A 21,202-nucleotide genomic window follows, 5' to 3' on the forward strand; every position below is an offset into this window, starting at 1 on the left:
TCCAGCGCCTTCAGGGCAGAACCCTTGACGATAGGCACGTCGTCGCCCGGGAAGTCGTACTTGGAGAGCAGCTCGCGCACTTCCATTTCGACCAGTTCCAGCAGCTCGGCGTCATCCACCATGTCGCACTTGTTCAGGAACACGATGATGTAGGGCACGCCCACTTGACGAGCCAGCAGGATGTGCTCGCGGGTCTGGGGCATGGGGCCGTCAGCGGCGGAACACACCAGGATGGCGCCGTCCATTTGGGCAGCACCGGTAATCATGTTCTTCACGTAGTCAGCGTGACCCGGGCAATCCACGTGGGCGTAGTGACGGTTCGCGGTTTCGTACTCGACGTGAGCGGTATTAATCGTAATACCACGCGCCTTTTCTTCCGGCGCTGCGTCGATCTGGTCGTAGGCCTTGGCCGAACCACCGAACTTCGAGGCCAGCACGGTAGTGATGGCTGCAGTCAGCGTGGTCTTGCCGTGGTCAACGTGACCAATCGTGCCGACGTTCACGTGCGGCTTCGTACGTTCAAACTTTTCCTTAGCCATGATCTACCCCAATACCGAGCAAAGCGTTAAGAACAAAAGGATGGTGCCCTTGACGTGGATTGAACACGTGGCCTCTCCCTTACCAAGGGAGTGCTCTACCACTGAGCTACAAGGGCACTGCAAAAACAACAAAAACTGGAGCGGGTGAAGGGAATCGAACCCTCGTCTTAAGCTTGGAAGGCTTCAGCTCTACCATTGAGCTACACCCGCCCAACAAACGAATCGCACCACTTGACTCGCCCATCACCCATCGCATGACAGACTTCATCACACAACTTAAATCTGGTGGAGGAGGTTGGATTCGAACCAACGTAGGCGTAAGCCAACAGATTTACAGTCTGCCCCCTTTAGCCACTCGGGCACCCCTCCGGAGAGGTCGAGACTATAGAGAACCGATTCAGGCAAGTCAAGCACTTCTTGCTAACAATTCCCCACTCTTTGTTCGCACTTGCTGATTCAGGCTTACGGCTACAGTAGTTTTTCCAAGCTCAAACCGGGGAACTGGCAATGCCGACCCACATCGTGAAGGCGCTGGCCGCCCAGGCCGCCGGCCTAATTCTGGTCTATACGCTAGGCCAAAATGGCTGGCTTGCGGCTCTGCCTGCGATCGGCCTCGCACTACTGCAAGGCGTGCTGGCCGCAAGCGCTGCGGTGCTACTCAGCTCACCACGCTGGTGGCTGCCGATTCATTTTCTTTTCTGCCCAGCCTTGGTTCTAGCGTCTGCATCAGGCCTGCCCGCCTGGCTATATGGAATCATCTTCCTTGCCCTGTGCCTGATCTACTGGAGCAGCTTCCGCACGCAAGTCCCCCTATTCCTATCCAATCGCACCACCGTACATCGATTGGCTGCAAGCCTCCCCTCTAGCAATAGCCTGAAGGTCCTGGATGCCGGCAGTGGCACAGGCTCCTTTGTGCGCCATCTGGCCCGACTGCGACCGGACTGGAAAATCCGTGGGCTGGAATCAGCACCAGCCCCCCTGTGGCTATCGCGCTGGCTTGCGCGCAAAACACCGGCAGCGCAGTTGCTACGTGGCGACATATGGGCCCATCCCTTCGGCGAGTACGACTTGGTGTACGCCTTTCTTTCGCCCGTACCAATGCCCGCACTTTGGCGCAAGGCGCGCAAGGAGATGAAGGCTGGCAGCCTGCTGGTCAGCAACAGCTTTGCCATCCCGGACGTCAAACCAGAGTCCATCATCAAGATCGACGATCGACGCCAAACCCGCCTCTACTGCTACCGGATCCCAGGAGCAAAGCCCACAAAGCCCTGATCAGGCGGAAGAAATGGTCGCTGCTTGGCGCTTCGAGCTAGACATCGGGCAGGCATGATCCAGACTGATTAAACCTGCGCCTTAAGCAGGCTATGGAGAAGCAATATGGCTGACATCATCTGCATCATCGGCAGTAAGGGCGGAAGTGGCAAAACCACGCTATCCCATATGCTGTGTTATGGACTTGGCCTGATTGGCCGACGCGCAGCCTGCGTGATGACCGATATCTGCCGCGAACCTCCGCCCGCCCACAGCCTGCCTTATGTGTATGCCGACGGACGTTCAGCCACAGCACGCAACCGGATTCTTGCCACACTGCGCGAGCGCGATAACTGGGTTGGAGTCATTGATGGTGGCGCCAACAGCCTGGATACAGACTCAGCCCTTCACGCCGAGGCGGATCTGGTTCTGCTCCCCTTTCGAGACTCAGCTGAGGATCTACGCGTAGTCTGTGCCGACTTGGCACGCCTGCCGAACGCTTACGCCCTGCCCTCGCAATGGCCAACAAACCCCTGGCAATACAAAGCGTCGGTACGCCTACTCGAATCCATCCCGGCGGAGTTCCGCGGTCGAGTGCTGGCGCCGGTATTCTCGATTTCTTCGTCCAAGCTGCTCCTACAGCAACCGCCAGCGGACAATCTGCCAACGCCGCTCAACAATGCCTGTCGTGCGATCGCACGCTACACACTGGGAATCCTTGAAAACGGGGGAGCGGCCCTGCCAGAAGCACAGACTGCCATTGGCGCTTCACGCCGCCTCCAGCGCATGGTCGACCAGCGGGAAAGCCAGGCCGCCCACGCCTGAACGACCGGATGCAAAAATCAGGCGCGCAGCCCCTGACGGGCCAGCACCACGAGTGCCTGGGCCCGATTCGGAACCCCCAGCGCCCGCAGGATGGCCGAACAGTGCACCTTGATGGTGCCCTCGGCGAGCCCCAGCAAATCAGCTATCTCGCGATTGGTCCGTCCCTCGACCATCAGCTCCATCACCCGCGTCTGCGCAGAGGTAAGTCCATACTGTTCGGAAAGCGAATCGATGCCACGCCGACGCGGGGAGCGCTGCACGGTAGCTGGAGCCTGCTGGAATTCGGGCGTTACCATTCCGCCCTCAAGCACGGCACGAATCGACTCCACCAGTTTGTCGGATGACAAGGCCTTGGAAATGAAGCCGGCAGCGCCGGCTTTCAGTGCGCGCTTGACTGACGCTTCATCCGCCAGCGCCGAAACCACCACCACCGGAATGGTCGGAAAGCGGTGCGCCAGCACTGATACCAACGAAAAACCACTCATATCCGGGAGCATCAGATCGGTCAGAACCAGATCGAACTCCTGCCCGGATTCGATCAGCGCCATGGCTTCGGCCGCGCAGGCGGCCTGAGCCTGCTCGCACGGCATGCCGAGCTGATCCAGCGCCCGCACCAAGGCTTCGCGCACCAGCGCATGGTCTTCGATCACCAGTACCCGACATGACTCCATAACAATTCCCTGCAAGGCCGCGAATTTTGTTCGACCGCAAATCTTACGCTCCCACCTCACTTCGCGCTGATCCGCTTGTCCGGGACTACCCGAGTGGGCAGGGTATTGAAGAGGGATTTCCGGCTCTGCGGCAGCATCAGACAAGCCCCACTCTTGTATCCTTCGGGACTGAATATGACACCCACCAAAATCCAGGCATCCACGCTGATGCCCGCCCCATTCAACGTATCACCCCCTGCTGCGAAAAGTCTGCTCCGGGAGTGCGCACGTTGCGCTTGAAGAGCCTCTGGCGCGTCCTTCTGCTGCTTGCTTGCCTTGCGTGCAGCGCGCTCATGAGTGCCGCCCATGCGGCCTCAATCGTAGTAGTGCTCAGCGAATCAGGGCACGTTCATCAGGAATTTGCCCAGACTTTCAGCAACCAGGTATTGCGCAGCCAGCCCGGTATGCAGATCTCAGTGATCGAAGTCGCCCAACTGGCGGCCAACGCACTCAGCGAGGCCAGTCTGGTCGTCGGCGTTGGCAGTCGGGCCGCTGCTGCCTTGCTCGCTTTGGAAAGCACTCCGCCACTACTTCTGAGCATGCTGCCGCGCGAGAGTTTCGAACGCTTGCGCGGCCAGCGCACACGCGTTGGTGCCGTTTTCATTGACCAGCCGCCAGCACGCTACATCAGCCTGATCCGCCTGGCGCTGCCGGAACTTGAGCGTGTCGGCATGCTCAGCAGCCGCGACAGCCAGGATGGCGTAGCGCGTCTGATGCAGGCAGCACGCGAGCAACACCTGCGCGGGCACAACGAGTTGATCGCGGACGAAAGTGAGATCATGCCGGCGCTGCAGAAGCTCTTCCCGGGCGGTGGTGTGCTGCTCGCCACGCCGGACAGCTCGATCTTCAACGCCCACACTCTGCCCGGCATCCTACTCGGCGCTTTCCGGCGCAAGGTGCCGGTAATTGGCTTCTCTGCAGCCTACGTCAGCGCAGGCGCAGTGCTCTCGCTGTACTCCTCGCCCGAGCAGCTCGCCAGTCAGTGTGCCGACATCGCCCGCAACCTGCTGAACGGCTCGACCGCACTGCCCGCCCAATACCCACGCCAGTTCAGCATCGGGATCAATGACCGGGTGGCCCGCTCCCTCGGGCTAAACCTCGACAGCAGTACCGCCCTTCGCGAAAGACTGGAAAAACTGGAGCGCCAGCCATGAAGCTGAACTGGGATATCCGGACCCGCGTCCTGATCGTTGCGCTCGTGCCGACACTGGTACTGGGCGTGCTGCTCACCGCGCTGCTGACCTTCTCGCGCATCTCCGACCTTGAAGAGGCGCTGACCCAGCGCGGCCAGGCGCTGGCTCGCCAGCTCGCCGCAACCGCGGAATACGGGCTTTTCTCCGGCAACCGCGATGCCTTGCAGCGTCTCGCCGCCTCGGCACTCAATGCGGCCGACCTCTACGGTGTGGCGATCTACGACAGTGACGGCAGCCTGATGGCGGTTTCCGGACTACAGACCCATCCGGCAGGCAGCTCGACACAGCCCAGCCAGGCCGATGTGCAGGCCATCAGCAGCCAGATGCTGCGGATTGCCGAACCCGTGCGCCATAGCCATTCGCTGGAGGATGATCCCTACACCCTGACCGGCGTGCTACCCGCCGAGGACCGGGCACTTGGCGAAGTAGTGGTGCTGATCTCGCGCGAGACCCTGGAGAACCGCAAGCTCAGCCAGATTGCCACCGCGTTCACCACGCTGGTGCTGGTGCTGGCGGGCAGCATCGCCCTGTCAGTGCTGATGAGCAGCTCAGTGAGCACGCCCATCCAGCGCATTGCCCAGGCCATGGCGGATATCGGTCGCGGCAACCTCACCACAAGGGTGCCGATCGAGGGCCGCGGCTCGCTGCGGCGCTTGGCGGAAGGAGTCAACGAGATGGCTGGCCACCTCGCGGTGGCGCGCGGCAACATGGAGCAGCGCATCTCTGCCGCCACACTGCAGTTGCGCGAGCGCACTGAGGAAGCCGAACGCGCCAACATGGCCAAATCCCGCTTCCTGGCAGCAGCCAGCCATGACTTGCGCCAGCCAATGCACGCGCTGGGCTTGTTCATTGCCGACCTCTCGCGCAAGGAACACACCCCGGACACCCGTCTGCTGATCGAGCGCATTGCGGCCTCGGCCGAAGCCATGGAGAACCTGCTCGACAGCCTGCTCGACATCTCCAAGCTCGATGCCGGTGTGGTCAGTTCAGCACCGCGCAGCTTCGCACTCGGCCCGCTGTTCGAGCGCATCGGCAATGACTACACCCATGCCGCCCAAGAACGCGGCCTGCGCCTGCGCGTGCGCTCCACTCAACTGTGGATCCACAGCGACCCGCTGCTCTTTGAACGCATCCTGATCAACCTTGTCGGCAATGCCCTGCGCTACACGCCCAAGGGGTCGATCATGCTGGCAGCCCGCAAACGCGGCGACCATGTGCTGATCGAGGTCCGCGACAGCGGCCTGGGCATCGCGCCCGAAAATCAGGCCAGCATCTTCGTGGAGTTCGTGCAGCTCGATAATCCGGCGCGTGACCGCAGCAAGGGCCTCGGCCTGGGTCTGGCCATCGTACGGCGTCTGGCGGACCTGCTCTACCATCCGATCACCCTGCGCTCGGAGCCCGGGCGCGGCTCGGTGTTCGGTGTGGTAGCCCCGCTGGTGCCAGCTGAAGCCAGCTATCACAGCCAGCCGCTGCCGGAGCAGGACTTCCTCGGCCGCATCATCGCCATGGTCGATGACGACGCACTGGCCCAGGAGAGCCTGGCCGGCCTGCTGCGAGCCTGGGGCTGCTTCGTGGTCGCAAGCGACAGCCTGCAAGGCATTCTGGACGCACTGGAAGAAATGGAGCTGGAACCGGAAGTGGTGGTCAGCGACTACCGTTTGCCTGGCGAGCACACCGGGCTGGACATCATCGCCAACATGCGCGCCCGCTTTGGCGCCCATCTGCCGGCCCTGCTGCTGTCTGGCGATACCGGCCCGGAAACCCTGCAGGAAGCCACCTCGCGCGGCGTACCGCTGCTGCACAAGCCGGTCCGCCCGGCCAAGCTGCGCGCAGCCCTCGCCCACCTCCTCAATTCGCGCAACACGCAGACCACGACGCCCGCAGTCCGCAACGAAGCGCTATGATCGTCCGCTAGATCGCCTGGAGGATATTCATGTCCACGAACAGCAGTCAGGAAGACGGTTTCGAATTCATCCGCAAGATGTGGGGCAACATGGGCGTCGGTCTGCCCGGCATGGTCACCCCCACTCTGGACGTGGATGAACTGGAGCGCCGCATCAAGGATCTGCAGGCGGTCGAAGGCTGGCTCAAGATGAATCTGGGCATGCTCCAGATGAGCATCCAGGGGCTCGAAGTGCAGCGCTCCACCCTGGTCGCCATGCAGGCCATGAGCAAAGCCGGCGAAGGTGAGGGCAATGCCAATCCTTTCGCCAATCCGGCGCTGTGGTCCTGGCCTTTCGCCAACAGCGAAACACCCACCCCGGCAGCCCCCTCCTCCACCACAGCGGCTCCGGCAGACACACCGGAAAAGACCGCCAAACCTGCTAAACCCGGCAAACCATGAATTCACCGCGTTTCGCCAGTGCCTGGGCAAATGCCGCTGGCTGGGAAGACGCGCTGCATGCCGTCATCGCTGCCCTGCCCCGGCTGGCTCAGGCCAATCTTGGCTTTCTCTACGTCTCGGATCATTTCGCCTTCGCGCTGGAGCCCATCCTGTCGCGCCTGCGCCAGCACACTGGAGTGCTTGAATGGGTCGGCGCCACCGGCGTTGGCGTTCTGGGCACGCAAGGCGCGGCACTGGATGCGCCCGGCATTTCGGTGATGCTAGGCGCCTTCCCGCTCGACTCCTTCCGCGTGTTCTCCGGCCGCAAGCCGCTGCCGCGTGATTTCGCGGCCTATGCGGCACTGGTTCATGGCGACCCGCTAACGCCGGACATGGGTGAGCTGGTCGCGGACATGAGTCTCAAGGTACGTGGCGGCCAGCTCGCCGGTGGTCTGGCCAGCGCGCGCCAGCAAGCTTGGCAGATCGCCGAGGAGCCGCTCACGGGCGGCCTATCCGGCGTGGCCTTCAGCAAGGACATCCAGACCCTCACCGGCGTGAGCCAGGGCTGCTTGCCACTGGCCGGCAACTGGCGCATCACCGCCGCGCAGGACACCCTGATCGAGCGCATCGATGGTCGCCCGGCAGTTGAGGTGTTCCGCGAAGCCGCCGGCCCGGCCCTTGGCGCCGATCTGCGCCGCGCCGTAAGTACCCTGCTGGTAGGCCTCACCGACGATGATTCGGATCGCCGCCAGTTCGCCGCCCGACGCATCGTGGCACTGGATGTCCGCACCGGCCGCCTGGCCATCACCGAATCGGTCGATGCGGGGCAGCACATGGTCTTTCTCAAGCGCGACGAAGCCGCCGCGCGCGAGGATCTGCAGCACATGCTGCAGGAGTTGCGCGACGCCTGCCCGCGTCCGCCTGCCGGCGGCATCTACGTCAGCTGTGCCGGGCGCGGCGGCATCATGTTCGACGACGATGAAACCGAGATCCGCGCCATCCGAGAAGTGTTCGGCGATATCCCGCTGGCCGGATTCTTTGCCGCCGGCGAGATTGCCGGCAGCCGACTCTACGGCCAGACCGGCAGCCTGACCCTGTTCGTATGAAACCGCAGGCCCACAAAAAAGCCGCCCAAGGGCGGCTTTTTTGTGGGCTGAGCCGACTTCAGTGGGCAGCGTTCTGGCCGCGATTGGCCCAGCCGGTGAGGCGCCGCTCCAGACGTGCAAACAGCTCGTACATGATCACGCCCATGATGCCGATCACGATCAGGCCAGCAAACACCAAGGGCATGTTCATCGACGAGCTGGCGCTCATCATCAGGTAGCCGACGCCGACGTTGGAGGCCACGGTTTCGGACATCACCGAGCCAACGAAGGCCAGCGTAATCGCCACCTTCAAGGACGCAAAAAAGAAGGGCATCGAGCGTGGCAGGCCGACCTTGCGCAAGATGTCCAGGCGCGAGGCACCCAGCGAGCGCAGCACATCTTCCAGCTCGGGCTCCAAGGTGGACAGACCAGCGGCGACGTTCACTACCACCGGGAAGAAAGAGATCAGAAAGGCCGTCAGGATGGCCGGCACGGTGCCAATGCCGAACCACACCACCAGCACCGGCACGAAGGCTACCTTGGGCACGCTGTTGAAGCCCACCAGCATCGGATAAACCGCCTTGTAGATAACCGGCGAGGAGCCGACGATCATGCCCAGCACGGCCCCTACCACCACGGCCACGGCAAAGCCCGCCAGCGTGGTCAGCAGGGTATGGGTGGCGTGCTCCATGATCGGTCCGGCGAGCTCAATCCCAGTGGTATAGATCTGGCTCGGTGCCGGCATCAGATAGGTCGGGATAGAGAAACCGCGGCAGATGGCTTCCCAGCACACCAACACGAAAAGGGTCAGCAGCCAGGGGGCCAGACGGCTGATGGTCTTGGGGGATAGTTTTTTCATCTCAGCTCTCCCGCACGCGGCCGATAGCCTCGCGCAGCACATGGACGTGGGCCGAAAAAGCGTCGGTATAGGTCACTTCAAGCTCCCGCGGGCGGGGCAGGTCGATCTGGCGTTTGACCAGGATGCGCCCCGGGCGCTTGCTCATCACGTACACGGTGTCAGCCAGGAACACCGCCTCGCGCAAATCGTGAGTCACCAGGATCACGGTGAAGGGCTGCTGCTGCCACAGATCACGCAACATGCACCATAGCTCTTCACGGGTGAAGGCGTCCAGCGCGCCAAAGGGCTCATCGAGCATCAAGAGGCGCGGCTTGTGGATCAATGCGCGGCAGATCGAGGCGCGCTGTTGCATGCCGCCGGAGAGCTCCCACGGATATTTGTCCTCGAAGCCCCCCAGGCCCACGCGTTTGAGCTGCTCGCGGGCCATTTCCTCGAATTCCTTGCGGCGAGCGCGCAGCTGGCCACGATAGGGCTCAACAATTTCCATCGGCAACATCACGTTCTCGAGCGTGGTGCGCCAGGGCAGCAGATTGGCCGCCTGAAAGGCCATGCCGACGATGCCCAGCGGGCCACCGACCTGGCGGCCATTCACGTACACATAGCCCTCGGAGGGCGGTTTGAGCCCCGAAATCAACTTCATCAGGGTGGACTTGCCGCAACCGGAGGGACCGACGACGGCAACGAACTCACCCTCCTCGATCTGCAGGCTGACATCCTCGATGGCCTTCGGACCGCCTTCGCTGTAGCGCAGGCTGACATTCTCGAACTCCACGAAACTCATGATCGGGCTCTCTGTATTCTGGATAGATGGGCGGGTCACGTTGCAGCGCGCCCCGCCCTTGTTGTGATGAGGTCTTGCGGGTACTGCCTTACTTCACCATGCGCTCGGCCTTGGCCGGCAGGAAAGCGGGGTTGAAGAGTTCCTTGGCATCCGGCGTGGTCTTGAGGTCATATGCAGCAACCGTCTCGGCCACCGACTTGCGCATGCGCTCCTCGGTCACGCTGCCCAGACCATTGGCCTTGGCTTCGGGCGTCACCACCACCGAGTTCAGCGCCATTTTCAGGCGACGCGTCTCGAGCGCCAGGTCAACCAGGGCATCCTGCTTCTTGACGTAAGTAGCCGCCTCATCCGGGTTGGCGATGCTTTCCTTGAGCGCCTTGTTGAAAGCACGCAGGAAGCCTTCGACCGCCTTGGGCTTCTCGGCCAGGAACTTCGGCGAAGCGATGATGGCGTTGCCGTACAGTTCCACGCCGTAATCGTTGTAGAGCATCACGGACAGGTCCGATTCCTTCACGCCGCGCGCTTCCATGTTCAGCACGCTGGTGAAGGAGAAGCCGGTGATGCCATCCACCTCGCCCTTGGCCAGCAGGGTTTCGCGGATCGCCGGATCCACGGTCTGCCACTTCACACTGGCCGGGTCGAACTTGTTGGACTTGGCGAACGCCGGGAAAGCCTTGCGGCCAGCGTCAAAAACCGGTGCGGCCAGCGTCTTGCCAACCAGATCGGCGGGCTTGGTGATGCCGGACTTCTTGAGCGTCACCACGGCCGCCGGCGTGTAGTTGTACACCATGTACAACGCCTGCAGCTTCGACTCCGGGTTCTTGGCGTCGTACTCGACCAGGGCGTTGAAATCGGTGAAGCCCATGTCGTACGCGCCCGTTGCCACGCGAGTGAACGCCCCAGCGGAGCCCGCGCCTGCATCAATGGTCACGTCCAGGCCTTCAGCGGCGAAGTAACCCTTGGCCTTGGCCAGCAGGAAGGGCGCTGCCGGACCTTCAAAGCGCCAGTCGAGCGTGAATTTGAGCTTGGTGAGATCCTGGGCAAGGGCACTGCCGGCCACACAGCCGAGAGCCAGAGCCACGACAGCGTGACGGGCCAGGCGGGAGAAAGACTTGTTCATGGGGCACTCCGGTGGATTGAAAAGACAACACCACTCCTTCAGCAATCGCTGTGCCACGCCCGAGCCGCAGGCTGCGGGCCTTTAGCGCCGGGCACGCACCCCAACTTGGTGCATGCGGCAGCGTATCCCCGCGCAAACAGGCCTGCCTGCGTGCCAGACTGGTGCCAGCCCGGCGCAATCCGAGGGCGGGATGCGCGCAGGAATATGAACCCTATGCGGCAGCCTTTATAGCGCCAGAAGCTGCGCCGGGTGCCCGAAAGCGCGGGTTCAAGCTAAGCCTGTGCGGAACATGGCACGCAGATTGCCTTGGTGAGGGCATAGCCAAGGAGAAAGCTCATGTCCAACACCCATCTGTGGGATTCCATCGACGTTCATCTGCTGCGCGTGCTGCATCTCTTGCTCACCGAATGCAGCGTTTCTCAGGCTGCACGGCGCCTGAACCAGTCCCAGCCCGCCGTCAGCACGGCCCTGCGCCGCCTGCGTGATCTGACCGGCGATCCGCTGCTGGTGCGCAGCAAGAACGGTATGACACCGACCGAACGTGGTGCAGCGCTGCTCGAACCGGTGCGTCAGGCCCTCGCCAGCATCGAGCAGATCGCCACCAACCCGGACCGTTTCGATCCGGCCAGCACCCGCCGCACGTTCAATGTGGCCACGCCCGACTACCTCGACCCGACCCTGCTGGGCCACATCCTCTCGCGCTTTCACACCCTCGCCCCGCAAGCCCAGGTCGTGTTCCACTCCTTCAGCCCGGAGCAGGATTTCGCCAGCTCGCTGGCCGAAGGCCGGCTGGATGTGGTGATCGGCAACTGGCCGCATCCGCCCGAGCAGCTGCGCCTCGCCCCGCTGTTTGAAGATGAAGTGGTATGCATGATGCGCGAGGACCATCCGCTAGCCGCCCGCCCGCTCACGGCCAAGGGCTACCTGGAGGCCGAGCATCTGGCGCCCACGCCCTACTCGGTAGGCCAGCGTGGCGTGATCGATACCTATCTGGCCCGCGAGCGGCTCAAGCGCAACGTGGTGGCCTGGGTGCCCTACTTCAGCTTTGCGCCTTACATGCTGCTGGAGTCCGACATGCTGTTCACCTGCCCGCGCAGCTTTGCCGAGCACTTCGCGCGTCGGCTGCCGCTGGCCCTCGCCCGCGCGCCGATGGAGTACCCGCTGATGGCCTTCTCGCTGCTATGGCACGAACGCAGCCACCAGGCCGAAGAATGCCGCTGGTTCCGCGAACAGCTGGTCAGCCTGATCCGCAGCAACTACGCCGGTCAGCCGCCCTCGCGTGCCCTGCCGAGCATCCCGACAGCGCCGCAGCGCCTGCCCTCACTGGTCTGAACAGTGCGCTGGAAACCGCTCCTGCAGGCGCAGCGAGGCAATCCTCAGGATCTGTCGCAAGGCTTCAGCGAACTCATCTTCGCGGCTGTGCAGCACCCGCGCAGCAAAACGCTCGATGATCGCGGCGCGATCAAAGCCTCGCACGGCGAGGATGAAGGGAAAGCCGAACTTGGCGTTGTAGGTAGCGTTGAGCGCCTGCAGCCGGGCAAACTCTTCGGGGCTGCAGGCGTCGAGCCGGGCCCCTGCCTGCTCGCGCGTCGATTCGGCCGTCAGCTCACCGGCAATCGCAGCCCTGCCGGCCAGCTCCGGGTGGGCACGGATCAGCGCCAGCTGCTCCGCTTCGCTAGCAGCAAGCAGCACGGCCGCGAGGCTTTTCTCCAGCGCCACCAGACTGGTGAAGGGACGCTGTTGCCAGGCACGGGCGGCGATCCAAGGCGTGTGTTCAAAGATGCCCTCCAGCGCCGCCACGAAGGCGGGTTGGTCGAGCGCGGAGAGGGCAGAAAGACTGAGCGTCGGCATGGCGTCATCACACAAGAGTTCACTTCCAGCTTATGCGGCAGGCAAACGCTGCGGCAATGTGCCGGCGTGAATACCCGGTATGCGACCGTTCGCTCCGGCCTCCTTCCTATAATCGACTGCAAATATTACGGAGCATGCCCATGGGCCGCCTCAGCACCCACGTACTCGACACTGCCCACGGCTGCCCGGCCGCCGGCGTGGCTTTCAGCCTGCACAAGGCCGGTGACCCCAGCCCGCTATTCACCAGCATGACCAACAGCGATGGCCGCTGTGACTCGCCCCTGCTCAGCGGCGACGCGCTGCAGGCCGGCTGTTACGAACTGGTCTTCGAGGTCGCCGCGTATTTCCGCGCGCGCGGTGTCGAACTGCCCGAGCCGCCGTTTCTCGACAAAGTCACGCTGGCCTTCGGTATCGCCGACCCGGCTGGTCACTACCACGTACCCCTGCTGGTCTCGCCGTGGAGTTATTCGACGTACCGGGGTTCGTGACGCTCATGCAGGAGCGGCCTCTGGCCGCTCTACGAAAATAAACCGGCGGAGTTTGCACTCCGCCCTACTGCGGGCACTGAAGTTGCTCTGAAGAAAACCGTTGCTGTGCAGACTCTGCACAACAGGAATGCCGCAAAGGGAGCGGGAAGCGTCGCGAGCGCTGCAAGGCTGTGAGGAGAAGCGCAAGCCGTACTCGGGTACGGCGAGCATCGCTTCGCAGGATTGGAGCGCGCAGTAGCTTCCCGCCCCTTTTGCGAACGTGCACGACGAAATCGACATCAAGGGCGGGTCGTGCGGATGCCGCGTCAAAAGGCATCCGGATTCACTGGAGCATCACCATGGAGTTCTCTTACCTCATCGATGCCAGCAGCATGCTCTTGCGCTGGCTGCACCTGATCGTGGGCATTGCCTGGATCGGCGCCTCGTTCTACTTCGTATGGCTGGACAACAGCCTCAAGACCCCCACCGATCCGAAACTCATCGAAGACGGTGTCGGCGGCGAGCTGTGGGCCATGCATGGTGGCGGCTTTTACAACCCGCAGAAATACGCCAACACCCCCAAGCATCTGCCCGAAGACCTGCATTTCTTCTTCTGGCCCAGCTATACCACCTGGATCACCGGCTTCCTGCTGATCTCGGTGATGTACTACTTCCAGGCCGCCACCTTCATGGTGGACCCGAGTGTTTCCAGCATCACCCCGGCCCAGTCAGTGGGCATCGGCATCGGCACCCTGGTGCTGGGCTGGGTCGTGTATGACCAGCTCGCGCGCCTCCTGATCGAACGCAGCCAGCTGCTGTTCGCCATCATCTACGTGGCCTTCGTGACCCTGGTGGCCTTCGTGCTGACCCAGTTGCTGGCCGGCCGCGCGGCCTACATCCATGTTGGCGCGATGATCGCCACCACCATGAGCGCCAACGTGTTCTTCTGGATCATCCCTGCTCAGCGCCGCCAGGTCGCGGTCATGAAACAGGGCGGCGAAGTGCCGGCGATCTGGGGCAAGCGTGCCAAGCAGCGCAGCTACCACAACAACTACCTGACCCTGCCGGTGCTGTTCGCGATGATCAGCAACCACTACGCCAGCACCTACAACCATCCGCATGCCTGGCTGGTGCTGGTGCTGATCATGCTCGGCGCAGTACTGATCCGTCACTTCTTCAACCTGCGTCACAAGAAGGTGGTGCGCTGGGAGTTCCCGATTGCCGGCCTCGCCATCATCTTCGGCGTGCTGGTGTGGATCGCGCCCAAGCCCCTACCGAAACCGGCAGCCGATGCGGCGCCGGCCCCCACGCTGGCCGAAATCACCCAGATAGCCCAGGCCCGCTGCGCCGGTTGTCACGCCGAGCATCCGAACATCATGCCGGTGGCCCAGATGGGCGTGATGCTGGATACGCCAGAACGCGTCAAGCAACATGCCCAGCGCGTCTTTGAACGTGCGGTGCAGTTGAAGAACATGCCACTGGCCAACATGACCCAGATGACCGATGACGAGCGCGCCAAGATCGGCGCCTGGTTCGCGGCCGGAGCCAAGTGAGGCTGACGCAAACGCAGAACACGCGTAGCCCGGATGCAGCGCAGCGTAATCCGGGGCTTGGCGCGGTCCATGGGAGGCGTCCTCCCGGATTTCGGCTTTCCGCCTACATCCGGGCTACGCATACAGGCTGAAAGCTCAGAATGACGACGAAAAACTACCCACGCGATCTGATCGGCTACGGCCGCAATCCCCCGCACGCGAACTGGCCCGGCAAAGCGAAGATCGCCGTTCAGTTTGTGCTCAACTATGAGGAAGGCGGCGAGAACTCGGTGCTGCATGGCGACGCCGGCAGCGAACAGTTTCTCTCCGAAATGTTCGCACCACCGGCCTTCCCGGATCGCCACATGAGCATGGAGTCGATCTATGAATACGGGTCGCGCACCGGCGTATGGCGCATCCTGCGCGAGTTCGAAAAACGCAGCCTGCCGCTCACCGTGTTCGGCATCGCCATGGCACTGGAACGCCACCCGGAGCTCACCGCCGCTTTCAGGGAGCTGGGCCACGAGATCGCCTGCCACGGCTGGCGCTGGATCAGTTACCAGAATCTGGATGAAGCCACCGAGCGCGAGCACATGCAGGTCGGCATGGACATCATCACCCGCCTCACCGGCGAGCGCCCGCTGGGCTGGTACACCGGCCGCGATTCACCCAACACCCACCGGCTGGTGGCAGATCATGGCGGTTTCCTCTACGACAGCGACTACTACGGCGACGATCTACCGTTCTGGCTACCGGTGCAGAAGACTGACGGCGACACCGTGCAGCAGCTGATCGTGCCCTACACGCTGGACGTGAATGACATGCGCTTCGCGCTACCGCAAGGCTATTCACAGGGGCAGGATTTCTTCACCTACCTGCGTGACACGTTTGACGTGCTCTACGCCGAAGGTGAAGACTCACCGAAGATGATGAGCATCGGCATGCACTGCCGCCTGCTCGGCCGGCCGGGGCGCATGAAGGCGCTGATCGATTTCCTCGACCACATCGAAAAGCATGACCGGGTGTGGGTAACGCGCCGCGTCGACATCGCCCGCCACTGGCGCGAACACTTTCCGGCACCGCGCTGCGGCGGGGCAGGCGTTTCGTAGTTTCGTAGCCCGGATGAAGGCGCGGCCGGAATCCGGGGATTGGGCAAGGTGGCAACGCTCGGATTCCGCTACGCTGCATCCGGACTACATGGTGATCAAACCCGTCCTTCCTCAACAATCACCGCTAGGCGCCGGATCGCCGCCTCCACCTCGGGCGTGAAAGGGATGCCGCAGTTGATGCGCAGGTAATTGTCGTAGCGATCCGAGTTGCTGAAGATCCAGCCTGGCGCATAGCGGATGCCCTCGCGCAAGGCGGTATTGAACACCGCACGCGGGTCGCGCAACACCGGCAACTGCACCCATAGCAGCATGCCACCCTGCGGCATCGAAAGCCGCGTCTCCGCCGGAAAATGGGTCGCGATGGCCTCGGCTACCGCGCTGCGCCGCGCCCGCAAGAGGCGGCGCAGGCGGTTCAGGTGCCGGTCAAAAGCCGGGCTGGCCATGAACTCGCTGGCGGTGAGTTGCAGCAAGGTGTCATTAGGCCGGCTCTGCGCGTACTTGAGCATCTTCACGCGGGCATGCCAGCGCCCGCCGCTGATCCAGCCCAAGCGCATGCCGGGGGCGAGCGTCTTATGCAGCGAGGCACAGTGAATCACGCCGCCGTCTTCATCCCAGGATTTCACCGCGCGCAGCGGCTGATCCTCGTCGCCCAGCGCCGCATAGGTATCGTCCTCGATCAGGGCTACGCCGTACTGCGCGCACAGCGCCACCATCGCTGCCTTCTTCGCATCCGGCATCACGCTGCCGAGCGGGTTCTGGAAGTTCGGGATCACCACCACGGCCTTGATCGGCTGGGTCTGCAGCGCCAATTCGAGGGCCTCGACCGACATGCCGGTCTGCGGACTGGTCGGAATCTCGATGCTGCGCAGGCCCAGACTCTGGATGATCTGCAAGAGGCCGAAGTAACAGGGCGACTCGACCGCCACCGTATCGCCCGATTGCGTCACCGCGCGCAACGCGAGGTTCATCGCCTCGGTGCAACCGTGGGTGACGACGATGTCATCCGCAGTGAGGCGCATGCCGCTTTCCAGCGCACGCCGCGCCAGCACCGTGCGGAAGCCCTGCTCTCCATGCCAGGGCGTGGGATTGACCAGCACATCCGGATGCAGACGCAAGGCGCGAGTCGCCGCATTCTTCAGCGCCGCCGCCGGGTAGGCATCGGGCGAGCCGAAAGCCTGGGCCAGGTTCAGACGCAGCGAGTGTTGCTCGCAACGCGCCAGAAAATCAGACACCCGCTCGTGGATGCCGAGGAACTGGGCGGCATCGATTTTGGCCGGAATCGCCGGTTCGGTAGAGGGCTGCAAAGCCAGTCGGCGTGGCCGGCACACGTAATAGCCGGAGCGCGCCCGCGCCTCCAGCCAGCCTTTCTCCTCCAGGTGGCGACAGGCCTGCAACGCGGTGCTGAGGCTCACCTGATGGAGCTTGGTCAGCGCGCGCACCGAGGGCATCCGGTCGCCCGGCTTCAGGGCGCCGGCGTCGATCGCGCCGAGATAGTGGCCGGCCAGCTGCAGGTAGAGCGGCGAGGCTTCAGGGGTGTGAGTTGCGATATCCATGGCTGATGGTGCTCCGGGTCCATACGCTCACAACAGATACAGAAATTGCGTTCTGTAACCATAACAGTTGGATTCTGTATCTGCTGATCTGCTTCACAAAGCCTGCCCCTGTGCCTGCCAGCGTGACGCCCCGACGCCTAGGATTCGGTCAAGGATCAAACAGGAGCAGATCATGCGCAGCAGCACTCAGAAACCGGCCCCCGCCGCCCGCGAAGTCCAGCTTGAACGCGGCATGGGCCTCTCGGCCTACGCCCGCCGCCAGACCCGCATCGTATGCGTGGAGGGGGAAGTGGAAGTCAGCGAAACCATCATGTGGATCGGTGCCCAGCCGCTGCGCATCACCCGCCGGCTGCGTGCCGGGGACGCCTGCCGGGTCGAGGAAAGCGGCTGGCTGATCCTGCGCGCCGACGCAGCCAGCGCCCGACTGCAATTAGAAGCCCCGCCGCCGGCTGCGGCGATGATTCTGCTGGCGCAACTGCGCTGCTGGCTCAGCAGCCATCTGCATCTTCCCAGCGGTACGGCACAAGCGCAATAAGCCCGCGCATGGCCAGAGCCCCGCTGGCAGAAACCGCCCTGCGTACGGCGTCAATCGGGAGCCGCGCAGCGCCGTAGGTGCGGCTTCAGCCGCGCGGCCAGTGGAGGCGCCCTACGATCTTGGGCGCCCCTACCAACCCGGCACGCGTCTCAACAATAAGAAAGCCGGGCTTGTGCCCGGCCTTCTCTTGCACGCTGCGCTGCGCGCTTACTTCAGATCGAAGCGGTCCAGGTTCATCACCTTGTTCCAGGCCGCCACGAAGTCCCGCACGAACTTTTCCTTCGCATCGTCCTGGGCATAGACCTCGGCCAGCGCACGCAACTGCGAGTTCGAGCCAAAGACCAGATCGACGCGGGAGGCGGTCCATTTCACCGCGCCGGTGCTACGGTCACGCCCCTCGAAGCGCTGGGCGCTTTCATCGACCGGCCGCCACACCGTGCCCATATCCAGCAGGGTGACGAAAAAGTCGTTGCTCAGCTGGCCGGCGCGCTGGGTGAATACGCCGTCCTTCGAGCCACCGGCGTTCGCCCCGAGCACCCGCAGACCGCCGACCAGCACGGTCATTTCGGGTGCTGACAGCGTCAGCAGCTGGGCCTTGTCGACCAGCAACTCCTCGGCCGGTACGCGGTATTGCGCCTTCTGGTAGTTGCGGAAGCCATCGGCCTGCGGTTCCAGCGGCTCGAAGGAAGCAGCGTCGGTCTGAGCCTGCGAAGCATCGGTACGACCCGGCGCGAAAGGCACCTCCACGGTGAAGCCCGCGGCCTTGGCCGCCTGCTCGACAGCTGCGGAGCCGGCCAGCACGATCAGATCAGCCAGCGAGACCTTCTTGCTGCCTGCTGCATTGAAGCCTTTCTGGATGCCTTCGAGCACGCCCAGCACCTTGGCGAGCTGCGCCGGCTGGTTCACTTCCCAGTCCTTCTGCGGGGCGAGACGGATGCGCGCACCATTGGCACCACCACGCTTGTCCGAGCCGCGGAAAGTCGATGCCGAGGCCCAGGCGGTCGCAACCAGTTCGGCCGTGGACAGGCCGGAGGCCAGCACTTTGGCCTTGAGCGCCGCGATATCTGCCGCATCCACCAGCGGGTGATCGACGGCCGGCACCGGGTCTTGCCAGATCAGTTCTTCGGCCGGCACATCCGGGCCGAGGTAGAGCGCCTTCGGGCCCATGTCGCGGTGAGTAAGCTTAAACCAGGCGCGGGCAAAGGCGTCGGCGAAGGCGGCTGGATCTTGATGGAAGCGGCGCGAGATCTTCTCGTAGATCGGGTCGAAGCGCAGCGAGAGGTCGGCCGTAGTCATCATCGGCGGATGTTTTTTCGACGGATCATGCGCGTCCGGGATCAGGTGCTCGGGCTTGCAGTCCTTCGCGTACCACTGATGCGCGCCAGACGGGCTCTTGGTGAGTGCCCACTCGTAGCCGAAGAGCATGTCGAAGTAGCCGTTGTCCCACTGCGTGGGGTTGGGCTTCCAGGCGCCTTCGATACCGGAGGTGGTGGTGTGCACACCCTTGCCCGTGCCGAGCTTGTTGATCCAGCCCAGGCCTTGTTCCTCAAGCGGAGCGGCTTCGGGCTCGGGGCCGACCAGTTTCGGGTCACCCGCGCCGTGCGCTTTGCCGAAGGTGTGACCGCCGGCGACCAGGGCCACGGTTTCCTCATCATTCATGGCCATGCGGGCGAAGGTTTCGCGCACGTCGCGGCCGGAGGCGACCGGGTCCGGGTTGCCGTCCGGCCCTTCCGGGTTCACATAGATCAGGCCCATCTGCACAGCGGCGAGCGGGTTATCCAGCTCGCGATTGCCGGAGTAGCGGCTGTTGGGTTTATCGCTCGTTGCCAGCCATTCCTTCTCGGCGCCCCAGTAGATGTCTTCCTCAGGCTGCCAGATATCGGCGCGGCCGCCGCCAAAGCCGAAAGTCTTGAAGCCCATGGATTCGAGCGCAACGTTGCCGGCAAGGATCATCAGGTCGGCCCAGGAGAGCTTGTTGCCGTACTTCTGCTTGATCGGCCAGAGCAGACGACGGGCCTTGTCGAGGTTACCGTTGTCGGGCCAGCTGTTGACCGGGGCGAAGCGCTGGTTGCCGGTGCCGGCGCCGCCGCGGCCGTCGGCCGTACGGTAGGTACCGGCGCTGTGCCAAGACATGCGGATGAAGAGGCCGCCATAGTGGCCCCAGTCAGCCGGCCACCAGTCCTGCGAGGTGGTCATCAGCGCAACCAGATCTTTCTTGACCGCAGCGAGATCCAGCTTCTTGAACTCCGCGGCGTAATCAAAATCGGCGCCGAGCGGGTTCGAGGCCGGCGCGTGCTGGTGCAGGATGGAAAGATTCAACTGGTTAGGCCACCAGTCACGATTGGACTGGCGGCTGGCAGTGGTGCGGCTACCGTGGCCGAAGGGGCATTTTGCTTCGCTGCTCATGAGTCGTTTCCTTTGGATGGGGTGTTGAACTGCATGGACGCAGCTTAGCGATGGCACTGTGCTTGTTCTATTGAATTACCTTCATGGGCGGAATATCAAAAAGCTATCAATACAAAAACAATCAAAACAAAAAAACTATCGAACACCCATCCCGACCGGGTGCATGCCCCCGAGGCACAGGTACTCGGATGGTGCAAAACGGGTCTCAGGCAGCGCTCGAAGCAGAATCAGAACGGCGCTGTAATCCCCTTGCAGCAAGGCGTATCAAATTTTTACGGCACGCCTTCTGGCATCTGGCACGGCTTCTGCATTAACTGGTCAGACCAGTTAGACCAGAGCCCCTACCGTGACCCGCCTCTCCAGCTTTGCCGCCCAGACCCTGCAGCGCCAGATCCACGCCGGCCATTACGCCACCGGCAGCGCCCTGCCCGGCCAACGGGATCTGGCCGCCAGCCTGGGAATCAGCCGGGCAGCACTGCGCGAAGCGATTTCAACGCTGGAAGCACTGGGCATGGTTCGCTCGCAGCCGGGCAAGGGGGTTTTCGTCACCGCCGGCGCAGGCCGCGCAGCAAACGAAGTGCCGGCCGGGCCGCTGGCCATGTCGCCGCAGGATGTCTTCCAGTTCCGCGCCATCGTCGAGCCTGCTGCGGCTGCGCTGGCCGCCCGTAACGCCACGGCCGCCGAACGCGAAGCCCTGCAGGCGATCCAGGCACGCATGGATGCCGCCCTGCATGCGCTGGACCTGGTCGGCGCCTCCGAAGCGGATCTCGAATTTCATCTGGCGATCGCCGATTTCTCTGCCAACCCGCTGTTGAGTTCGGCAATTCGCTCCCTCGAAGAGCCAATCGCCTACAGCCTGCGCCTGCCCTTCGCCGATCCCGGCGGCGTGTGGGCACCCGCGGATGAACACCAGGCCGTGCTCGCTGCGATCTGCGCAGCCGATGCCACCGCCGCTCACCGCGCCATGACTTACCACCTGAGGCACGCCGCGACGCGGATCAGCCTCAGTTTCATCGACACCTCTTCCCCCACGCCCTGACCCGGCACCTTGTTATCAGGAGTT

20 protein-coding genes and 3 tRNA genes are annotated in these 21,202 nt (G+C 63.3%); 12 read left to right on the forward strand and 11 right to left on the reverse strand.

Going from position 1 to position 21,202, the window contains the following annotated elements; genetic code table 11:
• The 4 genes from Q3Y64_RS17410 to Q3Y64_RS17425 all read right to left on the reverse strand — a co-directional run.
• A partial coding sequence (locus Q3Y64_RS17410; protein ID WP_303563790.1) for a GTP-binding protein occupies positions 1–539 on the reverse strand: 539 nt, incomplete at its 3' end.
• A 41-nt stretch (positions 540–580) separates the two neighbouring features.
• A tRNA-Thr gene (locus Q3Y64_RS17415) sits at positions 581–655 on the reverse strand.
• A gap of 20 nt (positions 656–675) precedes the next feature.
• Positions 676–749, reverse strand: a tRNA-Gly gene (locus Q3Y64_RS17420).
• Between the two features lie 73 nt (positions 750–822).
• Positions 823–908, reverse strand: a tRNA-Tyr gene (locus Q3Y64_RS17425).
• Between the two features lie 138 nt (positions 909–1,046).
• Between Q3Y64_RS17425 and Q3Y64_RS17430 the strand changes: the two genes are divergently transcribed.
• Together Q3Y64_RS17430 and Q3Y64_RS17435 are read left to right on the forward strand one after the other, a co-directional pair.
• Entirely contained in the window at positions 1,047–1,811 is a 765-nt protein-coding gene (locus Q3Y64_RS17430; RefSeq protein WP_303563792.1) for a trans-aconitate 2-methyltransferase, read from the forward strand.
• A gap of 105 nt (positions 1,812–1,916) precedes the next feature.
• Positions 1,917–2,615, forward strand: a complete 699-nt coding sequence (locus tag Q3Y64_RS17435; RefSeq protein ID WP_101941786.1) for a ParA family protein — start codon at positions 1,917–1,919, stop codon at positions 2,613–2,615.
• 17 nt (positions 2,616–2,632) lie between these two features.
• Here the strand turns inward: Q3Y64_RS17435 and Q3Y64_RS17440 are convergent, their stop codons facing one another.
• Positions 2,633–3,286 carry a response regulator transcription factor gene (locus Q3Y64_RS17440; RefSeq protein ID WP_101941787.1) on the reverse strand — a complete coding sequence of 218 codons (654 nt, stop codon included), beginning with the start codon at positions 3,284–3,286 and terminating at the stop codon, positions 2,633–2,635.
• A gap of 332 nt (positions 3,287–3,618) precedes the next feature.
• Here Q3Y64_RS17440 and Q3Y64_RS17445 point away from each other — a divergent pair, with 332 nt between their 5' ends.
• Genes Q3Y64_RS17445 through Q3Y64_RS17460 form a run of 4 tightly spaced genes read left to right on the forward strand, consistent with a single transcriptional unit; the run spans position 3,619 to position 7,947 of the window.
• A complete protein-coding gene (locus Q3Y64_RS17445) occupies positions 3,619–4,479 on the forward strand; it encodes an ABC transporter substrate-binding protein (protein WP_303563796.1) in 861 nt (286 codons plus the stop codon).
• Complete coding sequence (locus Q3Y64_RS17450) at positions 4,476–6,422, forward strand: response regulator (RefSeq protein ID WP_101941789.1); 1,947 nt, start codon at positions 4,476–4,478, stop codon at positions 6,420–6,422. The genes Q3Y64_RS17445 and Q3Y64_RS17450 overlap by 4 nt, the downstream gene beginning before the upstream one ends.
• A 29-nt stretch (positions 6,423–6,451) precedes the next feature.
• The gene (locus tag Q3Y64_RS17455) at positions 6,452–6,862 is read left to right on the forward strand and encodes a PhaM family polyhydroxyalkanoate granule multifunctional regulatory protein (protein ID WP_101941790.1); all 411 of its coding nucleotides are present in this window, start codon (positions 6,452–6,454) and stop codon (positions 6,860–6,862) included.
• Positions 6,859–7,947, forward strand: a complete 1,089-nt coding sequence (locus tag Q3Y64_RS17460) for an FIST N-terminal domain-containing protein (protein ID WP_101941791.1) — start codon at positions 6,859–6,861, stop codon at positions 7,945–7,947. The genes Q3Y64_RS17455 and Q3Y64_RS17460 overlap by 4 nt, the downstream gene beginning before the upstream one ends.
• A gap of 58 nt (positions 7,948–8,005) precedes the next feature.
• Here Q3Y64_RS17460 and Q3Y64_RS17465 read toward each other — a convergent pair whose 3' ends face one another.
• The 3 genes from Q3Y64_RS17465 to Q3Y64_RS17475 all read right to left on the reverse strand — a co-directional run bounded on the left by Q3Y64_RS17465 (position 8,006) and on the right by Q3Y64_RS17475 (position 10,686).
• Entirely contained in the window at positions 8,006–8,785 is a 780-nt protein-coding gene (locus Q3Y64_RS17465; protein ID WP_101941792.1) for an ABC transporter permease, read from the reverse strand.
• A gap of 1 nt (position 8,786) precedes the next feature.
• Positions 8,787–9,566, reverse strand: a complete 780-nt coding sequence (locus tag Q3Y64_RS17470; RefSeq protein WP_101941793.1) for an ABC transporter ATP-binding protein — start codon at positions 9,564–9,566, stop codon at positions 8,787–8,789.
• An 88-nt stretch (positions 9,567–9,654) separates the two neighbouring features.
• A complete protein-coding gene (locus Q3Y64_RS17475; RefSeq protein ID WP_170020146.1) occupies positions 9,655–10,686 on the reverse strand; it encodes an ABC transporter substrate-binding protein in 1,032 nt (343 codons plus the stop codon).
• A 336-nt stretch (positions 10,687–11,022) separates the two neighbouring features.
• Here Q3Y64_RS17475 and Q3Y64_RS17480 point away from each other — a divergent pair, with 336 nt between their 5' ends.
• A complete protein-coding gene (locus Q3Y64_RS17480; RefSeq protein ID WP_101941795.1) occupies positions 11,023–12,018 on the forward strand; it encodes a LysR family transcriptional regulator in 996 nt (331 codons plus the stop codon).
• Here Q3Y64_RS17480 and uraD read toward each other — a convergent pair.
• Positions 12,007–12,537 carry a 2-oxo-4-hydroxy-4-carboxy-5-ureidoimidazoline decarboxylase gene (gene uraD, locus Q3Y64_RS17485; protein ID WP_303563808.1) on the reverse strand — a complete coding sequence of 177 codons (531 nt, stop codon included), beginning with the start codon at positions 12,535–12,537 and terminating at the stop codon, positions 12,007–12,009. The genes Q3Y64_RS17480 and uraD overlap by 12 nt on opposite strands.
• A 140-nt stretch (positions 12,538–12,677) precedes the next feature.
• Between uraD and uraH the strand changes: the two genes are divergently transcribed.
• From uraH to puuE, 3 genes are all read left to right on the forward strand, one after another.
• Positions 12,678–13,025: a hydroxyisourate hydrolase gene (uraH, locus tag Q3Y64_RS17490; RefSeq protein WP_101941797.1), complete on the forward strand. Its 348-nt coding sequence runs from the start codon at positions 12,678–12,680 to the stop codon at positions 13,023–13,025.
• A gap of 338 nt (positions 13,026–13,363) precedes the next feature.
• Complete coding sequence (locus Q3Y64_RS17495; protein ID WP_170020140.1) at positions 13,364–14,557, forward strand: urate hydroxylase PuuD; 1,194 nt, start codon at positions 13,364–13,366, stop codon at positions 14,555–14,557.
• A 140-nt stretch (positions 14,558–14,697) separates the two neighbouring features.
• Positions 14,698–15,645 (forward strand): allantoinase PuuE, encoded by a 948-nt coding sequence (puuE, locus tag Q3Y64_RS17500; protein WP_303563815.1) that lies wholly within the window; start codon positions 14,698–14,700, stop codon positions 15,643–15,645.
• A 95-nt stretch (positions 15,646–15,740) separates the two neighbouring features.
• Here the strand turns inward: puuE and Q3Y64_RS17505 are convergent, their stop codons facing one another.
• A complete protein-coding gene (locus tag Q3Y64_RS17505) occupies positions 15,741–17,198 on the reverse strand; it encodes a PLP-dependent aminotransferase family protein (protein WP_101941800.1) in 1,458 nt (485 codons plus the stop codon).
• A gap of 172 nt (positions 17,199–17,370) precedes the next feature.
• Between Q3Y64_RS17505 and Q3Y64_RS17510 the strand changes: the two genes are divergently transcribed.
• Complete coding sequence (locus Q3Y64_RS17510) at positions 17,371–17,733, forward strand: hypothetical protein (protein ID WP_303563818.1); 363 nt, start codon at positions 17,371–17,373, stop codon at positions 17,731–17,733.
• Positions 17,734–17,940: 207 nt separating this feature from the next.
• Here the strand turns inward: Q3Y64_RS17510 and katG are convergent, their stop codons facing one another.
• Positions 17,941–20,139, reverse strand: coding sequence for a catalase/peroxidase HPI (gene katG, locus Q3Y64_RS17515; RefSeq protein WP_303563821.1), 2,199 nt, complete (start codon positions 20,137–20,139; stop codon positions 17,941–17,943).
• Between the two features lie 346 nt (positions 20,140–20,485).
• On the opposite strand from katG, the gene Q3Y64_RS17520 reads away from it, so the two are divergent.
• The gene (locus Q3Y64_RS17520; RefSeq protein WP_303563826.1) at positions 20,486–21,178 is read left to right on the forward strand and encodes a FadR/GntR family transcriptional regulator; all 693 of its coding nucleotides are present in this window, start codon (positions 20,486–20,488) and stop codon (positions 21,176–21,178) included.
• Positions 21,179–21,202 lie beyond the last annotated feature (24 nt).

The sequence above is a fragment of the Uliginosibacterium sp. 31-12 genome (assembly GCF_030548425.1).
Taxonomy (GTDB): Bacteria; Pseudomonadota; Gammaproteobacteria; order Burkholderiales; family Rhodocyclaceae; genus Uliginosibacterium; species Uliginosibacterium aquaticum.